At 59.3% G+C, this 18,279-nt stretch carries 17 protein-coding genes; 6 read left to right on the top strand and 11 right to left on the bottom strand.

Going from position 1 to position 18,279, the window contains the following annotated elements; all coding sequences use genetic code 11:
• Nucleotides 1-253: 253 nt before the first annotated feature.
• Nucleotides 254-1,171 (top strand): lipid kinase YegS, encoded by a 918-nt coding sequence (gene yegS, locus AB7M29_RS25765; RefSeq protein WP_217858704.1) that lies wholly within the window; start codon nucleotides 254-256, stop codon nucleotides 1,169-1,171.
• On the opposite strand, the gene AB7M29_RS25760 is transcribed toward yegS, so the two are convergent.
• The 3 genes from AB7M29_RS25760 to AB7M29_RS25750 all read right to left on the bottom strand — a co-directional run bounded on the left by AB7M29_RS25760 (nucleotide 1,155) and on the right by AB7M29_RS25750 (nucleotide 3,651).
• On the bottom strand, nucleotides 1,155-1,814 hold the full coding sequence (locus AB7M29_RS25760) for a response regulator (RefSeq protein WP_052963964.1): 660 nt from the start codon (nucleotides 1,812-1,814) through the stop codon (nucleotides 1,155-1,157). The two genes, yegS and AB7M29_RS25760, sit on opposite strands and share 17 nt — an antisense overlap.
• Nucleotides 1,811-2,704 carry a sensor histidine kinase gene (locus AB7M29_RS25755; protein WP_454248760.1) on the bottom strand — a complete coding sequence of 298 codons (894 nt, stop codon included), beginning with the start codon at nucleotides 2,702-2,704 and terminating at the stop codon, nucleotides 1,811-1,813. The genes AB7M29_RS25760 and AB7M29_RS25755 overlap by 4 nt, the downstream gene beginning before the upstream one ends.
• 476 nt (nucleotides 2,705-3,180) lie before the next feature.
• Nucleotides 3,181-3,651, bottom strand: coding sequence for a hypothetical protein (locus tag AB7M29_RS25750; protein ID WP_217858705.1), 471 nt, complete (start codon nucleotides 3,649-3,651; stop codon nucleotides 3,181-3,183).
• 463 nt (nucleotides 3,652-4,114) lie between these two features.
• On the opposite strand from AB7M29_RS25750, the gene AB7M29_RS25745 reads away from it, so the two are divergent.
• Together AB7M29_RS25745 and AB7M29_RS25740 are read left to right on the top strand one after the other, a co-directional pair.
• On the top strand, nucleotides 4,115-5,050 hold the full coding sequence (locus tag AB7M29_RS25745) for a chemotaxis protein CheV (RefSeq protein ID WP_052963960.1): 936 nt from the start codon (nucleotides 4,115-4,117) through the stop codon (nucleotides 5,048-5,050).
• 90 nt (nucleotides 5,051-5,140) lie between these two features.
• Nucleotides 5,141-5,944 carry an MOSC domain-containing protein gene (locus AB7M29_RS25740; protein ID WP_217858706.1) on the top strand — a complete coding sequence of 268 codons (804 nt, stop codon included), beginning with the start codon at nucleotides 5,141-5,143 and terminating at the stop codon, nucleotides 5,942-5,944.
• A 74-nt stretch (nucleotides 5,945-6,018) separates the two neighbouring features.
• Here the strand turns inward: AB7M29_RS25740 and ppnP are convergent, their stop codons facing one another.
• The 8 genes from ppnP to AB7M29_RS25700 all read right to left on the bottom strand — a co-directional run bounded on the left by ppnP (nucleotide 6,019) and on the right by AB7M29_RS25700 (nucleotide 15,437).
• Nucleotides 6,019-6,303, bottom strand: a complete 285-nt coding sequence (gene ppnP / locus AB7M29_RS25735; RefSeq protein ID WP_007895072.1) for a pyrimidine/purine nucleoside phosphorylase — start codon at nucleotides 6,301-6,303, stop codon at nucleotides 6,019-6,021.
• Between the two features lie 74 nt (nucleotides 6,304-6,377).
• On the bottom strand, nucleotides 6,378-6,926 hold the full coding sequence (locus AB7M29_RS25730) for an exonuclease domain-containing protein (RefSeq protein WP_217858707.1): 549 nt from the start codon (nucleotides 6,924-6,926) through the stop codon (nucleotides 6,378-6,380).
• 71 nt (nucleotides 6,927-6,997) lie between these two features.
• The gene (locus AB7M29_RS25725; protein ID WP_454248287.1) at nucleotides 6,998-8,959 is read right to left on the bottom strand and encodes an acetyl/propionyl/methylcrotonyl-CoA carboxylase subunit alpha; all 1,962 of its coding nucleotides are present in this window, start codon (nucleotides 8,957-8,959) and stop codon (nucleotides 6,998-7,000) included.
• Nucleotides 8,960-9,068: 109 nt separating this feature from the next.
• A complete protein-coding gene (locus AB7M29_RS25720) occupies nucleotides 9,069-9,866 on the bottom strand; it encodes an enoyl-CoA hydratase/isomerase family protein (RefSeq protein ID WP_217858709.1) in 798 nt (265 codons plus the stop codon).
• Nucleotides 9,863-11,020: a citronellyl-CoA dehydrogenase gene (gene atuD / locus AB7M29_RS25715; RefSeq protein WP_052963949.1), complete on the bottom strand. Its 1,158-nt coding sequence runs from the start codon at nucleotides 11,018-11,020 to the stop codon at nucleotides 9,863-9,865. Before atuD ends, AB7M29_RS25720 begins: the two co-directional genes overlap by 4 nt.
• A gap of 68 nt (nucleotides 11,021-11,088) precedes the next feature.
• The gene (gene atuC, locus AB7M29_RS25710) at nucleotides 11,089-12,705 is read right to left on the bottom strand and encodes a geranyl-CoA carboxylase subunit beta (protein ID WP_454248286.1); all 1,617 of its coding nucleotides are present in this window, start codon (nucleotides 12,703-12,705) and stop codon (nucleotides 11,089-11,091) included.
• Nucleotides 12,706-12,707: 2 nt separating this feature from the next.
• Nucleotides 12,708-13,622 (bottom strand): SDR family oxidoreductase, encoded by a 915-nt coding sequence (locus AB7M29_RS25705; RefSeq protein WP_454248285.1) that lies wholly within the window; start codon nucleotides 13,620-13,622, stop codon nucleotides 12,708-12,710.
• 12 nt (nucleotides 13,623-13,634) lie between these two features.
• The gene (locus tag AB7M29_RS25700) at nucleotides 13,635-15,437 is read right to left on the bottom strand and encodes an acyclic terpene utilization AtuA family protein (RefSeq protein WP_454248284.1); all 1,803 of its coding nucleotides are present in this window, start codon (nucleotides 15,435-15,437) and stop codon (nucleotides 13,635-13,637) included.
• Between the two features lie 178 nt (nucleotides 15,438-15,615).
• Between AB7M29_RS25700 and AB7M29_RS25695 the strand changes: the two genes are divergently transcribed.
• The 3 genes from AB7M29_RS25695 (at nucleotide 15,616) to AB7M29_RS25685 (ending at nucleotide 18,255) form a co-directional block, all read left to right on the top strand.
• A complete protein-coding gene (locus AB7M29_RS25695; RefSeq protein ID WP_217858713.1) occupies nucleotides 15,616-16,242 on the top strand; it encodes a TetR/AcrR family transcriptional regulator in 627 nt (208 codons plus the stop codon).
• Between the two features lie 92 nt (nucleotides 16,243-16,334).
• On the top strand, nucleotides 16,335-17,129 hold the full coding sequence (locus AB7M29_RS25690) for a substrate-binding periplasmic protein (protein ID WP_052963943.1): 795 nt from the start codon (nucleotides 16,335-16,337) through the stop codon (nucleotides 17,127-17,129).
• Between the two features lie 112 nt (nucleotides 17,130-17,241).
• Nucleotides 17,242-18,255: a GNAT family N-acetyltransferase gene (locus AB7M29_RS25685; RefSeq protein WP_454248283.1), complete on the top strand. Its 1,014-nt coding sequence runs from the start codon at nucleotides 17,242-17,244 to the stop codon at nucleotides 18,253-18,255.
• The last annotated feature ends 24 nt before the right edge of the window (nucleotides 18,256-18,279 follow it).

Raw genomic sequence — 18,279 nt, 5'->3', positions numbered from 1 at the left:
ATTAAGGGGGTTCCATTCATTGTTTTTCACGTCCCTGTGTAAATAACGGGTGATGACTGATAACTGAGACACAACGGTGTACCAATTGCCCTGTTGGGTCAATTGAGCCGATTCCTCACGTTTTGTAAGAAAAAATACCGCTCTGTAGGACTCACGTTTCCTTCCCTTGGAAATAATTCAAATTTTTGCGACTTTTATAAGGCGCTGCGAGGTCAACATATCCCATGGAACTGCGGATATGGGAGTGGCAAAAATGAGCGAGCGCAAGGCACTGTTGATTCTGCATGGCAAGCAGGCACTCAATGAGGAGGTCCGTGCAGCCATCGAAGGCAAGCGCCAGCAGGGCTGGGAACTGGCTGTTCGACTGACCTGGGAGGCCGGTGATGCGCAGCGGTTGGTGGAAGAAGCGCTGGCGGCGGGCTATACGCAGCTGATTGCCGGCGGCGGCGACGGTACCTTGCGTGATATCGCCGAAGCCATGGCGGCGCATTCTACGCAAGCCAGTCTGGTACTTTTGCCCTTGGGCACCGCCAACGATTTTGCTCGCGCTGCCGGTGTGCCTCTGGAGCCCGCTCAGGCGTTGGACCTTCTGGAGGCTACCCCGCGAGCCATTGATCTGGGAGAAGTCGGCGGTCAGGTTTTCCTGAACATGGCCACAGGCGGTTTTGGCAGTCAGGTCACGGCCAATACCTCCGAGGATCTGAAAAAAATCCTTGGGGGCGCCGCTTATCTCTTCACGGGTCTATCGCGCTTCAGTGAGTTGCATGCAGCCTATGGCGAGTTGCAGGGGCCGGATTTTCACTGGAGCGGCGAATTGTTGGCATTGGGCATTGGCAATGGTCGACAGGCTGGCGGCGGTCATGTGTTGTGCCCGCAGGCGCTGGCTGACGATGGTCTGCTGGATATCAGCATTTTGCCCGCGCCACAGGAAGTGGTCGGTACCTTGAAAAATTTGCTGACCGATGGCTTCGGCATCGACAACATGTTTGTGCGAGCTCGGTTGCCATGGGTCGAGATCAAAGTCTCGGAGGGTCTTTATATCAACCTTGATGGTGAACCTCTGGAGGGCGATAGTCTGCGTTTCTCGGCGCGCCCGGCGGCATTGCGAGTGCATTTGCCCGAGGGCTCGCCGCTGCTGAGCGTCTCGAATCCAGCTAATCGTCCAGACTGATAATTTGCTCGCGCACGGCGAACAGCACCAGGCCGGCCACATCGTAGATCTGCAAGCGTTTCATAATCTGCGAGCGGTGGGTTTCGACAGTCTTGATGCTCAGACCCAGGCCATTGGCAATTTCCCGCGTGGATTTGCCGCGAACAATCAGTCGCAGGATTTCCAGCTGGCGTGCCGTCAGGTTGTGCGAGTCTTGGGGTTGCGTCTGATTTTTCTGGGTTCGGGTCAGCGCCTGGTTGATGACCGTATGGGCAATGGCCGGGCTCAGGTAGCGTTCGTTATTGCGCAAGGCATCCAGGGCATGTTCGAGTTCGGTGGGCGTGGTGTCCTTGAGCAGGTAGCCATGAGCCCCTGATTCCAGTGCCTGCATGATGAGTGCCGGGTCGGTGTGCATCGACAGGATGAGCACTTTGCACTGCGGGCGTACTTGCTTGAGTCGTTGCAAGGCTTCAAGGCCACTGGTTTCCTTCATGGAAATATCCAGCAGAATGATGTCCGGGGATAGCTGCTCGACCATCTCGACCAACTGCGAGCCGTCATTGGCCTCCCCGATTACCGCATAGCCGGGAATATCCAGCACCAGAGCGCGCACGCCAGCCCTGATCAGCGAGTGGTCGTCCACCAGAAGTAAGTTACAAGTCAATGCATAACCTTATTCGTACTGGCCCGTTCTAGCGCACGGGGCGCCCAGGGGAAGAGTGCTTCTATTTGAGTGCCTTTGCCCGGTTCGCTGGTCACGGTCAGTGTGCCGCCTAGCTGATCGATCCGCTCCGACATCCCGGCCATTCCGCGTTGCCCCTCGCGAGCGGGATCTGTCGCAGGCGCGAAACCCTGGCCGTCGTCGCTGATCAACAGCGTCAGGCCCTGGGGCAGGCGTTGCAGGCGGACCAACAGATTACTGGCCTCGGCGTGACGCAGTATATTGGTAATTGCTTCTTGAGTGATTCGAAAAGCTGCCACCGCTATTTCCTCCGGTATGCCCGTCAAGCGTTGATGGCATTCCAGGCTCCAGTGCATAGAGGTATTGGCCAGGGTCCTGAGTAAATGCGCACGCAGACTGGCTTCCAGCCCGAGACTGGCCAGTTGCCGCGGATTGAGGATGGCCGAGACGTCACGAACCTTGGTCAGGGTTTCGTCCAGCGTTTCGCTGAGCACCGAGCACTGCCCCTGCAGTTCTTCGGGCAATCGGCGTTTGAGCCATTCACTTTGCAGTTTTGCGGCGGTCAGCAATTGGCCGATGTCATCATGCAGCTCCCGACTGAGCCGGTGGCGTTCGTTTTCCTGCACTTGCAGCAGACGGTCAGCCAGTTCTTGAGGTTGAAACTTTATCGATTTGCGCGAGAGGCAATGTCTCACCCAGACGCAGGTCAGCGCTGCACTATTGAGCACCAGCAGACTCAACGGCAGAGGCATGGACAAGCTATAGACCAGCAGGCTGCCAAGCGTCGAGCAGATACACAGAAAAAGCGTGAGCCGGCGCGCGTTTTTTCGGGAGGGTGGCCACAGGGTAATTGACTTGAGGCTGGCGTACATAGCGGATGGAGCCAATGGGTGTTCGCTGCGGGCAGACCGGCCGTAAGGGCTGACGGGTCTCTGTGTGGAAATCGTTGTGTGAAGTCGGCTTCAATGGCTGCAGTGCAGTGCTGGAAATGCAGCCTTCATGGTGCTTGGCTGTAGTCACTGTGCCATTAATTGGCGTCAACTAATGGTCGGCATACTAACACTTAACATACCGTTGGTCGCGTTCGGTATATAGCTCTATATAGTCAAATATGGTTTCTGGACGATGGCTCCACATTGGAAAAACTTTCGATTTTTATCGTCGGAAGATATCGATTGCCAGGCATTTTGTTTTTATTGCCAGGCGCTATCTGAAGTCGAGGCAGGATAACTACTTATTTCGAGCTGTCGTCGCGGGTATGAAATATTCAATTGCGACATGAGCGCATCAAGTTATAGGGCGACGTCATGGCAATAGAAAAGCGCAACACGGCCAGAGGCCGGTAATTTCAGGCTTGCCGTTCCGCGAAAGAAACGAGCCTGAACGGTCTGGAGTGGCTGGGCGGTTGAAACTGACTATGTCCAACTTGAAACGCAAACGCTTCAATCAGCGAGGTCTGTTCACTGTTATCGAGACCGAGTTGACCGGTAGTCTGATCGATGAGTTCGAGTTGCCAGGCCATTAATGTGAAGCAGTCCTTGAGTGCGTCCAGGGCTTCATCGTGCAGGTCCATGTGGTTCTGCGCGTGGCTCAGCAATCCGTGAATATGCAGCGAGAACTCCGAGACCGCCGCCAGTGCCAAGGCATCGGCCTTGCTGGACAGTTTGAGAAGGGTGCTGAGCATGCAATCGATGGCGTCCTTGTCATTGCTGATCAGTTGCAAATGACTCAGGCATTCCTCGGATTTGGCCAAGAGTGTTTCAGCCTCGACCAGAAACTCTGGAAATCGTTGCGCCCACTCTTTGGTGTCGATCGGCATGCTTATCTCCACAACGTCATATCAGATGAGGGAATGTCGTGTGTGCCGACGGGAACCATAGGCGTCCCGGCGCTGCCAAGCCTTCGTGAGATCGCGCTCCGGCAGGTTTGAGTGCCGGCTGGGGAACTCGAGAAGATGGATGGCCACTGACCTGCGATCGCACACAAAAGCCTGACTCCGTTCATGCAATGAGAATGGCGTCACATTAATGGCTATTGGATATTGCGAATATCAGGTTGGGCCTGATTGTTACTAGGGGAATCCCTTATATAGGGGAACCTAACGTGCAAGCCGTGGTCGCGCCGCAGGAAATGAAGCAGATGAAAATCACGGAGCCAGTAAAGCATGATGTTAATGTGACATCAATGTCTGGACGTGGCATTTTGTCTGGGGGTCAAGGTCCGGCAAAAACAGCCGATAACTCCCTTTAATGAATTCATCAGAACAAGCCCAGGAGTCATTAATGGCCGGCATTCTCGACACGGTAGACCAACGCACGCAACTGGTGGGTGAGAATCGCCTGGAAATTCTCATGTTTCGGCTGGCCGGACGGCAATTGTTTGCGATCAACGTCTTCAAGGTCCAGGAGGTGCTACAGCTGCCGAAGCTGACTCTGATGCCGCAACGCCATCCTTTTGTGTGCGGCGTGGTCAACCTGCGTGGCCAGACGCTGCCGGTGATCGACCTGTCCCAGGCTATCGGCATGCGCCCGCTGGTGCCAAGCCCCACCAGTACCATCATCGTCACCGAGTACAACCGCTCGGTGCAGGCGTTCCTGGTCGGTGGCGTGGACCGCATCGTCAACATGAACTGGGAAGCCATTTTGCCGCCGCCGGCCAGTGCTGGTCGCCAGCATTACCTGACCGCCATCAGCAAGGTTGATGATCAGTTGGTGGAAATCATCGACGTCGAAAAAGTCCTGGCCGAAATCGTTCCGTACAACGCCAAGGTATCGCGCGACAAACTCGACGATCCGGTGCTGGAGCTCGCCCGTGGCCGTGAAGTGTTGTTGGTGGATGACTCGAACGTGGCCCTTTCGCAATTGCGCGACACCTTGGGTCAGTTGGGCGTGAAGATGCACATCGCCAGCGATGGCTTGAAGGCACTGAACATGCTAAAGGCCTGGGCTGATACGGGCGAAGTCATGACTGACAAGTTGCTGATGATCTTCACCGATGCGGAAATGCCGGAGATGGATGGCTATCGCCTTACCACCGAAATCCGTAACGACCCCCGCTTGCGCGGTCTTTATGTGGTGTTGCACACCTCGCTGTCGGGCAGCTTCAACGACTCGATGGTGAAGAAGGTCGGCTGCGACAACTTTCTCTCCAAGTTCCAGCCCGACAAACTCGTCGACGTGGTGCGCCAGCGCCTGATGCTCGACGCAGTACCTGCCTGACATTACGAGCAGAGGCTGGTTTGACATCAGCCTTTGATTCGGCAAACAAGCTCGTATAGGGTGGCGTTTTCACCTACTAGGGAGCTGGCCATGCGTCTGAGCGCGCTTTATCGTTTTCCGTTGAAATCCGGCAAGGGCGAGACCCTCAATCAGGTCAGCCTGGATAAGCTGGGGCTGGACGGCGATCGACGCTGGATGCTGGTGGACGAGGCCAGTGGGCGTTTTCTGACCCAACGCGCGGTCGCGAAAATGAGTCAGTTGTCGGCGTTGTGGAATGCCGACGGCGGTTTGACCCTCAGCGCCCCGGACCATTCACCGATCGATATTGCGTTGCCTGACGGCGATGCCGATCTGCGTGGGGTGACCATCTGGCGTGACACCTTGCGCGTTCCCGATGCCGGCGATGCGGCGGGTGCCTGGGTCAGTGAGTTCATCGGCAAACCGACGCGCCTGGTACAAGTGCCAGTTGATCGCGCGCGGACCACCCAGGCCGGCTATGGCAAGGACGATGATCAGGTAGCTTTTGCCGACGGCTTTCCGTTGTTGCTGATTGGTCAGGCGTCGCTGGAAGACTTGTCGAGCAAGGTCGGGCGGCCGCTGGAGATGTTGCGCTTTCGGCCCAATCTGGTCATCGAGGGCAGTGAAGCGTATGCCGAAGATAGCTGGAAGCGTATCCGTATTGGCGATGTCGAGTTCCGCGTAGTCAAGTCCTGCTCACGCTGCATTCTGACCACTATCGACCCGCAGACCGGCGAACGCAGCGAAGATCGTGAACCCCTGGCCACCTTGCAGAAATACCGCACCGAGGCCGACGGTGCGATGTTCGGTCAGAATCTGGTCAACGACGGTAATGGCCGCCTGGAAGTCGGCATGCCGGTGACGATCCTCGAATAAAAGCCCTTCAAAATGAAAAAATGCCCGTGTCCAAGGACACGGGCATTTTTTTGTCGCTGTGAAAACCCACGGTTTTAGCCGCGGTATTCGCACAGGTAAGCGGTGTCGACGGCCACTTTCAGTTGGAACTTGCTGTTGGCGGGCACGTTGAACTGGCTGCCGGCGGCGAAGGTTTCCCAGGTGTCGCTGTCAGGCAGTTTGACGGTCAGGGCGCCGGACACCACGTGCATGATTTCACGCTGGCTGGTGCCGAATTCGTATTCGCCCGGTGCCATGACGCCGATGGTCGCTGGACCTTCAGCGGTGCCAAAGGCGATCGACTTGACGGTGCCGTCGAAGTACTCGTTGACTTTAAACATGGGCGGTTCCTCGAAAAGGGCTAAAAAGGGCCGGCCAGTATGCACAAGGTGTCGATAGGCGTCACCTCCTGCACTCAAGGATTAGCGGGGAAAATCAGCGGTAGCAAACGCGCGGTATTGCGCGCGTCTTCCAGGGCTCGATGCTGCTGACCGTTGAACTGCAGGCCCGCCAGTTGCAGGGCTCCATTGAGGCTCAGCGGGCGCTCAAGCCGACAAGCCTTGGCGAAGCGTTGCTTGAGGTTCATGTGTGGCACCCGGCTCAGGATGCTGTTGAGTTGCAGGCGCTGCCATTCCTGAAGCAGTTGTTTGCGGTCGTAATCGCCCCAGCTGGCCCAGCCGTCCAGGCGCGCGTGATGTTGGCCGAGCCAGCGTTCGAACAACGGCCAGACGTCGGTGAGCGGCTGTGCGGCATCGATATTGGCCTGGGTGATGTGGGTCAGATCCCGGCAAAACGGCGTCAGCAAGGGCCGGCGCAACGGGCGCACGAAGCACTGGAAGTGATCCAGTTCCTGGCCTTTGCGGTCCACGAGGGTGGCGCCGATTTCGATGATTTCCATTTCTGTTACTGGCCAGCCACCCTCATCGGTGGTGGCTTCCAGATCAATGACCAACCAGTGAGGCATCGCAGGGTTCCTGGTATCCGCGTCCTGATAGGGCTTGAGCGTAGCCAAACGCGGCGGATCCGCCTAGCGGCTTATTCGACCTCCAACAAAATCTGACGATTTTTGACCTGATCGCCTACCTTGATCTGCAACCGTTTGAGCACGCCGTCGATACCCGATTTGAGCGGATGCTCCATTTTCATTGCTTCAAGCACCACCAGTAGCTGACCTTTGCTGACCGGGCTGCCCTCACTGACCAATACATCGACGATTGCCCCGTCCATCGGCGCCTTGAGCGTGCCGGAACTGACACTGGCCTGGCCGCTGACCAGCGCCTGGGTCCGATCGACCAGCTGCAGGCTGCCGGGGCGCGTGAACAACCACAGTTGCCCGGCTTCGAGGCGGTAGGCATGGCGTTGGCGGATGCTATCGATTTCCAGGGTGGCCCAGCGTCCATCGCATCCGATGACCTTCAGTTCGAGAGCGCGAGCGCCGACCTGAGCACGGTAGCGTTTGCCAGGTTCAGCGTTCAATTCCACCGGCCAATCCTGATCCTCCAGGCCGATTCGGTAGTGCAACGGCACGCTGGCGTTGTTGCGCCAACCAGCCAGCGGGGCGCGGTGAGCCTGCGCCGACGCTTGATAAAACAGCGCTGCAGCGATGGCCAGTTCTTCGGCGCTCGGCACATGGGGATGCAGGCAGGAATGATCGGCGAAGTACGTGGGGATGAACCCGGTGCTGAACTCGCCGCTGATGAACTGCGGATGTTCCAGCAGACGGGCGAGCAAGCGCTGATTGCTTTGCACACCCAGCAGCACGCTGTCCTGCACCGCCCGCAACAACTTGCGCCGGGCTTCTTCGCGGGTGGCGCCGTGGGCGATGAGCTTGCCCAGCATCGGGTCATAGAACGGGCAGACAGACTGGCCTTCGATCAGGCCATGGTCGATCCGCACGCCGCCCTGTAACGCAGTCTCCCAAGCTGCGATTCGCCCGGTTTGCGGCACAAATCCCTGGGCTGGATCTTCGGCGTACAGGCGCACCTCCATGGCATGGCCATTGAGCTGCACCTGCTCCTGTCGCAACGGCAGTGGCAGTCCTTCGGCGACATGTAACTGCCAGGCCACCAGATCAAGGCCTGTGATCAGCTCTGTCACCGGATGTTCCACCTGCAGCCGGGTGTTCATCTCCAGAAAGTAAAACTGCCCGCGAGCATCCAGCAGGAACTCCACAGTGCCAGCGCCGACGTACTTCACCGCGCGCCCAGCCTTGAGCGCAGCTTCGCCCATGGCCTGGCGCAACTCGGCGGTCATTACCGGGCAGGGCGCTTCCTCGATGATTTTCTGGTGGCGGCGCTGGATCGAACAGTCGCGCTCGCCAAGGTGGATCAGGTTGCCGTGCTGATCGCCAAACACCTGAACCTCGACGTGACGCGGGTCGATCAAGGCTTGTTCGAGGATCAGTTCGTCGTTGCCAAACCCATGCTGCGCTTCGGAGCGTGCGGTACGGAGTTGCTCCAGCAACTCGGCGGCGCTATGCACCAGACGCATGCCACGACCGCCACCGCCAGCACTGGCCTTGATCATCAGCGGGTAGCCGATGCGTTCGGCTTCGCGGCTCAGGGCCGCGTCGTCCTGTTCGCTGCCCTGACAGCCTTTGATGCAAGGCACGCCAGCTTTGATCATGGCGAGTTTCGACAGACGTTTGCTGCCCATCAGCTCGATGGCCTCGGGGCTCGGGCCGATGAAGATGACGCCGGCCTGTTGGCAGGCGCGGGCGAACTCTGCGTTTTCGGAGAGGAAGCCGTAACCGGGATGGATCGCATCAGCACCGGTGCGCCGGGCGGCGTCGATGATTGCCGGGATGTTCAGGTAAGACTGCTGCACCGGGGCCGGGCCGATGTTCACAGCTTCGTCGGCGATCTGCACATGCAATGCATCGGCGTCGGCATCGCTGAACACGGCGACGGTGCGGTAGCCCAACGCTTGCGCGGTGCGCTGGATGCGGCAGGCGATTTCACCGCGGTTGGCGATCAGGATTTTGCTGAAGGCGGGCATGGGGGCTTTCCTTGAGTTTTGCGGTGTCATTCAGGGCCTCTTCGCGAGCAAGCCCGCTCCCACACTTGAAATGCATTCCCCTGTGGGAGCGGGCTTGCTCGCGAAGCTTTTAAATAGCCCAACCCGGTTTTCGCTTTTGCACAAAGGCCATCGTCCCCTCGACCCCTTCATCCCCGGTCACCGCTTCACTGAACCACTCGGCCGCCTGATCCAGCAGGCCATCCGAGAGTTGCACCGCACTCGCCAACAAGAGTTTTTTGGTCGCCGCATTCGCCCCCGGCGCGCAACACAACACATGGGCCAGCACCTCATCGAGGCGCTCGGCCAAGGCTTGCGGATCATGCTCGACAAAATGCACCAGCCCCATCCGTCGCGCCTGGGTGCCATCGAACCGTGCGGCGGTCAGGGCCAGTCGGCGGGCCTGGGTCAGGCCAATGCGCTGCACCACGAACGGCGCGATCTGCGCCGGCAACAGACCGAGGCTGGTTTCCGGCAGGCCGAATTGCGCCTGATGATCGGCCATGGCGATATCACTGACGCAGGCCAGACCGAAACCACCGCCAAGCACCGCGCCTTGCAGCACCGTGATGACCACTTGCGGCGCGTGCTGAGCTTCTTCCAGCAAGGCGCCGAACGCACGGTTCAACTCGCGGTAGGCGGTCGCGCCTTGAGCGCGGGCCTTGGCCATGTCCTTGATGTCGGCACCGGCACAAAAATGCCCGCCAGCACCGCTGATCACCAACGCGCGAACCTGCCGGTCATCCCGCACCGCCGCCAGTACCGCGCGCAGCTCGGCGACCATTTGCAGGCTCATGGCGTTGCGACTGTCGGGGCGATTGAGGGTGATGTGCAGGACGCCGTTATGCCGTTCGAGCAACAGGGTCTGGCAAACGGGAAGGGTGTTCATTTCTTTTTCCCCGGCAGGATGCCCATGAGTTTGCAGATGATCCCCAGCATGATTTCGTCGGCACCGCCGCCGATCGACACCAGCCGCACGTCGCGGTACGCCCGGGCCACCGGGTTGTCCCACATGAAGCCCATGCCGCCCCAATATTGCAGGCAACTGTCGCTGACTTCCCGACCGAGTCGCCCGGCCTTGAGTTTGGCCATGGACGCCAGGCGGGTGACGTCCTGGCCTTTGATGTATTGCTCGGTGGCCTGATAGACCAGCGCCCGCAGGCATTCGATTTCGGTTTGCAGTTCGGCCAGACGGAAATGAATGACCTGATTGTCGATCAGCGCATTGCCGAAGGTTTTGCGCTCCTTGCAGTACTCGATGGTGCTGTCGACGCAGTACTCCAGGCCTTTGATCATGTTCGCCGCGCCGAACAATCGTTCTTCCTGGAACTGCAGCATCTGCATCATGAACCCCGCACCTTCGTGGCCGATGCGGTTGCGTTGCGGCACGCGCACATTGTCGAAGAATATCTGGGCGGTTTCCGAGCTGCGCATGCCGAGCTTGTCTAGGTGCGAGCTGAGACTGATGCCGGGGCTGTTCATCGGCACCATGATCAGCGACTTGTTGATGTGCGGCTTGTCGTCCGAGGTGTTGGCCAGCAGGCAGATGAAGTCGGCGCTCGGCGAATTGGTGATCCACATCTTGCTGCCGTTGATTACATAGTCGTCGCCGTCCTTGCGGGCAGTAGTTTTCAAACCTGCTACGTCGGAGCCGGCGCCGACTTCGGAGACGCCAATGCAGCCGACCTGCTCGCCGGTGATCGCCGGCCGCAGGAACTCTTCACGCAGTTCATCAGAGCCGAAACGCGCCAGGGCCGGGGTGCACATGTCGGTCTGCACGCCGATGGACATCGGAATGCCGCCGCAATGAATGGTGCCGAACTCTTCGGCGGCCACAATCGAATAGCTGTAATCGAGCCCCATGCCGCCGAATTTTTCCGGTTTGCTAATTCCCAGCAGACCGAGGTCGCCAGCCTTGCGGAAGATTTCATGGATCGGAAAGCGCCCGGCCTTTTCCCATTCATCGACGTGAGGATTGATCTCATGATCGACGAATTGGCGGACAGTGCGGCGCAGTGCTTCGTGTTCCTGGGTGAAGATCATTTTTTATTGTTCTCCTGTGATCGTTCCCACGCTCTGCGTGGGAATGCAGCCTTAGACGCTCCGCGTCATCAAAACCGGGCTACGCCGAAACTGTTGGATTGCAGCGAACGAACCTCGGCCTCATGGCAGATGTCCAGCAAATACCCCAGCAACGTGCGGGTGTCCCGCGGATCGATCAGCCCGTCGTCCCACAGATTGGCGCTGCCATACAGCGCGGTGGACTGGCTGTCGAGTTTCTGCGCGGTGACCTGTTCCAGCATGTCGAGCATTTTCGGGTCGGGCACCAACCCGTCCTTGAGCTGTTTGGCTTCGGTGACGATCCGCAACACTTTGCCGGCCTGAGCGCCGCCCATCACCGCGGTGCGGCTGTTGGGCCAGGCGAAGATGAAGCGCGGGTCGAGGCCACGGCCGCACATCGCGTAGTTGCCAGCGCCGTAGGAGCCGCCGACGACGATCGTCAATTTAGGTACCCGAGCATTGGCCACCGCTTGAATCATCTTCGCGCCGTGCTTGATCACACCTTGTTGTTCCGACTCGGTGCCGACCATGAAACCGGTGGTGTTGTGGAAAAACAGCAGGGGCGTCTGGCTCTGGTCGCAGAGCTGAATGAACTGTGCAGCCTTGCTCGCACCTTTGGGCGTAATCGGACCGTTGTTGCCGATGAAGCCGCAGGCTCGCCCCTGAATCTGCAAATGCCCGCAGATTGTTTGCTGGTCGAACTCGCCCTTGAATTCAAGGAAGTTCGAAGCGTCGGCAATCCTGGCGATGATTTCACGCACGTCGTAAGGCTTTTTCGGGTCATCCGGGATGAGTCCCAGCAGTTCGTCGATGGGGTACAGCGGTTCTTCCCATCGCCGTTCGGGTAACCATTGCAACTGATCGTTCCACGGCAACAGGCTCATGATTTCGCGCACCTGGCGCACGCCATCGGCATCGTTCTCGGCCAGGTATTCGGCGGTGCCGGCGGTTTGCGCGTGCATCTCGGCGCCGCCCAGTTCTTCGTCGGTGGCGATTTCACCGGTGGCGGCCTTGAGCAGTGGCGGCCCGGCGAGAAACAGCTTGGCCTTGCCGCGCACCACCACCACGTAATCCGACAACCCCGGCTGATAAGCACCGCCCGCCGTGGCCGAGCCATGGACCACGGTGATTTGCGGCAAGCCCATGGCCGACATCCGCGCCTGATTGGCAAAGCTGCGCGCGCCTTCGACGAAAATCTCCGCCGCGTAATTGAGGTTGGCGCCCCCGCTTTCCGCGAGGGTGATCACCGGCAGTTTGTTTTCCATGGCGATCTGTTGCAGGCGCAGGGATTTTTTCAAACCGCTGGGGGAAATGGTTCCGCCCTTGATCGCGCTGTTGTTCGCCACCACCAATACCCGCACGCCGGACACGTAACCGATCCCGGCGATCAAACCGCCGCCGGCCGAACTGCCGTCCTTGTCGTCGTGCAGCTTATAGCCGGCCAGGCTCGCCAGTTCGAGAAACGGCGCGCCGGGGTCGAGCAGCAGGTTAAGCCGCTCCCGGGGCAACAGTTGCCCACGTTTGTCGAACCTGGGCTTGGCTTCGGCAGCTTTGCTCAGCAGGTTCTGTTCGAGCTGACGGACCTGCTCGATGCCGGCCAGCATGGCCGCCCGGTTGCGGGCGAACGGTTCGCTGAACGGATCTACCTGGGACTGGATGACCGGCATGGTTATTCCTTGTCCTTGAGCTCGTCTGGCTTGGGGACGTCTGGTTTGGACGAGTCGGGTCTGAGTACTTCGGGTAAATAGGCGCGATGAAAGCCGTTGTACGAGTGACTGTTCTGCGCCTTGTGCATCGGCCAGGCCCGCCCGCCGAGGCTGGCGGCGCCGTCGATGCGCAACGTGCTGCCGCTGACAAACGCCGCTGCCGGGCTGAGCAGAAAAACAATTGCCGCGCTGATTTCCGATTCGGTGCCGATGCGCTTGAGCGGTACGTGTTCGCACAGGGTCGGGATCACGGCCCGGAACGCACCTTCGTAGGTGTCCATGCCGCTGGAGGCGACCCAGCCTGGCGCGACGGCGTTGACCCGCACGCCGGCATAGCCCCATTCAAACGCGGCGGTCTTGGTGAAGTTGTCCATGCCCGAGCGCGCCGCGCCCGAGTGACCCATGCCGGGCATGCCGCCCCACATGTCGGCGAGCATGTTGACGATGGCGCCGCCGTGCTTGCTCATGGACTGATTGAACACCTCACGGGCCATCAGAAAACCACCCACCAGGTTGGTGCGCAGTATGGTTTCGAACCCTTTCTGATTGATCGACGCCAGGGGCGAGGGGTACTGCCCGCCGGCATTGTTGACCAGCCCATGAATCGGCCCGTGTTTGCGGATCAATTCGCTGACCAATTGCGTGACGGCGTCTTCATCGCGGATATCGCAGACCTGCCAACTGGCTTTACCGCCGTCTTCGGTGATTTCAGCGGCGACCTTTTTCAGTTTCTCGACATTTCGCCCCACCAGCAGCACCTGCGCACCGAGGGCTGCGAGCTCGTGGGCAGTGCAACGGCCGATGCCGCTGCCGCCCCCGGTGACAATGATGTTTTGGCCAGCGAACAGGTCGGGTTTGTAAATCGAGTCATAAGCCATGACGACGGTCCTCTAGTTGACCTGATCGGCGATGCGCTGCGGCACCGGAATCTGGATCTCCAGCAGTTGTTGGGCGAACGCCTTGCCTTGCGGATCGATCCGCAGGCTGGCCACGCCACCGCCGCCGAGCGCGTTCTCCAGAAGAAAATTAAAGCTCTGAGTGCCGGGTAAATACCAGCGTTCGACACGCCCGTGGATCGGATCGAGGACATGGCTCATCCAGTCGACGATCACCTCAGGTGTCAGCGCTTCGGCGATCCACGGCAGGTAATCGGGATGGCGCGCCATGACGCCGATGTTGCTGTGATTGCCCTTGTCGCCGGAGCGCGCCACGGCGAGCTTGATCAGGGCCACGCTGGCGTCGGCGCGCTCTGTGGGTTGGGGCGGATCGAACGGTAGCGGCAAGTCATCCGGGTCGAGTACATCGAAGGCGGGCAGGGCGCACGGGTGGCGCTCACCGGCGAGGTCGATTTCCAGGGTGCAGGCGGTCTTATCGATCAGGAATGAAAACAGCCGGATCAGCGGGTACACCGTCGGCCGCCCGCCGACGATCCCGGTCAACCCCGGCGCCATGCCGGTGGCGGCCTGGGCGATTTCCCGGGAAAACAGAATCAAGGCCTGTTTGCTTGGGTGGCGCACGGCGAGTTTGATCACCACTTCGCGGCTGTCCTGGCGCTGGCCGTGGGGGCCATAAGTGGCTTCGCTGCCCAGCAGTTCGATGTTCACTTCGCTGTAGGGCGCCCAGCCGCGCTGGCTGAAGATTTCCGAGGTTTTGTTGATGATCGCCTGGCTGACCCGTCGGGCCTTGGCCACGGCATCGATCCCGGCGATCAGGCAGCTGGCGGTACAGCGAAAACCGTCCGGATACGTGGCGCTGACCTTGTACTGATCGGTCGGCGGCAAACCTTTTGCGCCATGCACCTGCACCGCGTTTTTGCCTTGCTGCACGAGTTTGACCTGACTGAAATCGCACACCACGTCGGGCAGCAAATAGGCCTGTGGGTCGCCGATTTCATAAAGCATCTGCTCGCCAACGGTCAGGGGCGTAACCAGACCGCCGGAGCCGTCGGGTTTGTTGACGATAAACTGGCCGTCGGCACCGACTTCGACGATTGGAAAACCGATGTGTTCGTAGTCGGGAACGTCGTGCCAATCGGTGAAATTGCCGCCGGTGCATTGGGCGCCACATTCAATGAGGTGCCCGGCCAGTGCAGCCTGGGCGAGTTTGTCGTAGTCGTGCCACGACCAGCCGAACTCATGCACCAGCGCGGCGCTGGCCACGGCGCTGTCGACCACGCGCCCGGTAATCACAATGTCGGCGCCCAGGCGCAGGGCTTCGACGATGCCCGGCGCGCCGAGGTAGGCGTTGGTCGACACGCACATCGGCGGCAGCGGCGTGCCATTGAACATCTCATGGAGGCCAAGACTGCTCAGGCGTTTGAACTGCGGTTGCAAATCGTCGCCCGACAGCACGGCGATCTTCAGCGCCACTCCGGCCTTGTCGCAGGCCGCTTGCAGGGCAGCGGCGCAAGCGTGTGGATTGACGCCGCCGGCATTGCTGATGACGCGGATCTTCTGTTCTGCGAGCTGGTTGAGGAGGGGACTGAGGACTTCGATGAAGTCGCTGGCGTAGCCGGCCCCCGGATCTTTCATCCGCGCCCCGGCCATGATCGACATCGTGATCTCGGCCAGATAATCGAACACCAGATAGTTCAGCCGCCCGCCTTCCACCAGTTGCTCGGCGGCGGTCGAGGTGTCGCCCCAGAATGCGCTGGCGCAACCGATACGGATTGTTTTGGGCGCAGCCAATTCCATAACCACCTCCGACAGAAGTGCTTCGAGACTACCAAGCAAGCGCTTGGTTTGTAAACGACTGAAATATCTTCTGCCCAAGCGCTTGCTTGGTCGCCCCTGCCAGCTTAAATTGCCCGCGCAACCCCGCTGTTTTAGCGGCCAGCGGCGCAATTGATTGATCGACTGTAGGAGAGAACGGGTGGACGAGCAAAAAGCCCTGAGGGTGATGCGCGAATTGGTCGACAGCGGCCAATTGACCGACCCGGACAGCGCCCGCGGCAAACTGCTGCAAGTGGCTGCTCACCTGTTTCGTAATAAAGGTTATGAACGTACCACCGTGCGCGATCTGGCCGGTGCGGTCGGTATTCAGTCAGGCAGTATTTTTCATCACTTCAAAAGCAAGGATGAGATCCTGCGGGCAGTGATGGAAGAGACCATTCGCTACAACACTGCGTTAATGCGCGCAGCCCTGGCCGAGGCCGGCAACGTGCGTGAGCGAGTGTTGGCGCTGATTCGTTGCGAATTGCAGTCGATCATGGGCGGCAGCGGCGAGGCCATGGCGGTGCTGGTGTATGAATGGCGTTCGCTGTCAGCAGAAGGCCAGGCGCAAGTTTTGGCGCTGCGTGATATTTATGAAGACATCTGGCTGCAGGTGCTGGGGGAAGCCAAGGGCGCCGGTTTTATCCGTGGCGATGTGTTTATCACCCGCCGTTTCCTGACGGGCGCGTTATCCTGGACTACCACCTGGTTTCGTGCCGATGGCAGCATGAGTCTCGATCAATTGGCCGATGAAGCGCTTATTCTGGTGCTCGAAGAACGGCAGTAAGCCGTCTATCTCGGTATGAAACTGGCTAAGTCGGCGAAACCGCCTAGCTTGAATGCATTGATGGGTATTTTTCTCGGGGAGTGGGCTGTTTGATGTCTTCGCCAATTCGGACAGCGTCTCGGCTTTTGCTGGCGGCGCTTGCGGTGTGCTGTGTGTTGCCGTCTCAGGCTGCACAGTTGGTGCGGGTCGGTGCCGCGCATTTTCCACCCTATACCGTGCGCCCGGAGTCAGGTGCCGACACCGGTCTGTTGCCGCAACTGGTGGAAGCGCTGAATCAGTTGCAAACCGACTATCGGTTTGAGCTGGTGCCCACCTCGATTCCACGACGTTTCAACGATTTCAAGGAAGGCCGGGTCGATATGGCGATTTTCGAGAACCCGGACTGGGGGTGGAAGGACATCCCGCACACCCTCGTCGACATGGGCCTGGAAGATGCAGAAATCTTTGTCGCGCAGAAGAAACCCGATCGCGATGAGAATTACTTCAAGGACCTGACGGGCAAGCGCCTGGCACTGTACAGCGGCTATCACTACGAGTTTGCCAATTTCAATGCCGATCCCAAGTATCTGGCCGACGCCTACAAAGCCACGCTGACCTATTCCCACGACAGCAACCTGCTGATGGTGCTGCGTGGACGAGCGGACATTGCCTTGGTGACACGTTCCTACCTGAGCGATTACCTGCTGCGTAACGAGAAAGTCGGCGAGCAATTGCTGGTGTCGCAACGGATCGATCAGGTCTATCACCATTACGCGCTGATTCGCCCGCAGGCACCGATTACTGGCGAAGCATTCGGCAAGTTGCTACAAGGCCTGCGAGACAACGGCCAGATGTTGAAGATTTTCAATCCCTACAAAATTGCCTTGGTACCGGTGCGCAAACCCTGATTCGTGCCCTTGATTAGTGCCATGAGACGCGTATTTGGCGACGGCGCTTAAATTTCCCGCTCCGGCTCACGTCACATCGTTGAACTGTCGACGATTACCGTGAGCCGCACCCATGTCCAATCTGAATGACCTGACCACCCTGGCCTTGCCGTCAGGCAACTGTCTTGTAGCCGATGAAACCGCCAGCCGCCTGAGCCTCAGTCTGCAAGGGCAGCCGTTGATCGAACTGCGGCTGACTCGTGAGCCGGCGTTGCATCTGCGTCTGGAGGAGCGTTTTGGCCATCCTGACGGTCAGGCATTCTGGGCGGCTTGCTATTGGCTATTTGCCCGTGACGCGGCTTGTCAGCGTCTGACCTGGCACCTCGATGATGTGCCCACCGAAGCTTTGCTCAGCGGGTTGCTGATCCCCTCCGACGTTACCGGCCAGTATCGCTGCGAACGCACGCTGTTCTGGCAATTGCCCCAGCCTTGGCTGGGTGAGTCGCGCACCGGCAGCTATCCGCAGCAAATGGTCATCAGCGACGGTAAGCGCCATCCAATGCGCCCGATAAAGCCCAGAGGTGAGGTGTATCGACGTTTCGATGCGCGGCTCGGTGCGTGGGTCTCCCTGCGCACAGTAGAAATCGAGCATGACCTGGCGCGTTTCAACCGCTGGCAGAACAGCCCGCGGGTGGCGAGTTTCTGGCAGGAGGAGGGCAGTCTCGAGAAGCATCGCGAATACCTGAGCAAGCTCGAAGCCGACCCGCACACCTTGACGCTGATCGGTTGCTTCGATGATCAACCTTTCGCCTATTTCGAAGCCTATTGGGCCAAGGAAGATCGCATTGCGCCGTTCTATGATGCAGCCGATTACGACCGAGGCATTCACATGCTGGTGGGCGAAGAACATCACCGCGGCCCGCATAAGGTGGCGAGCTGGCTATCGGCGCTGGTGCATTACCTGTTTCTCGATGATCCACGCACTCAACGGGTGGTTGCCGAGCCTCGCGCCGACAACGCGAAGATGATTGGGCATATGCACAATCAGTGTTTCCACTGCGAAAAAGAGTTCGACTTCCCGCACAAGCGCGCGGCGCTGATGATGCTGGGACGTGAGCGGTTTTTTGATCGGTGTTCGTTGGTGTGAGGTGTATGGCTCAAGGTCTGTTGC

Source organism: Pseudomonas sp. F-14 TE3623, assembly GCF_053629015.1.
This window is presented reverse-complemented; position numbering and strand designations above follow the sequence as displayed.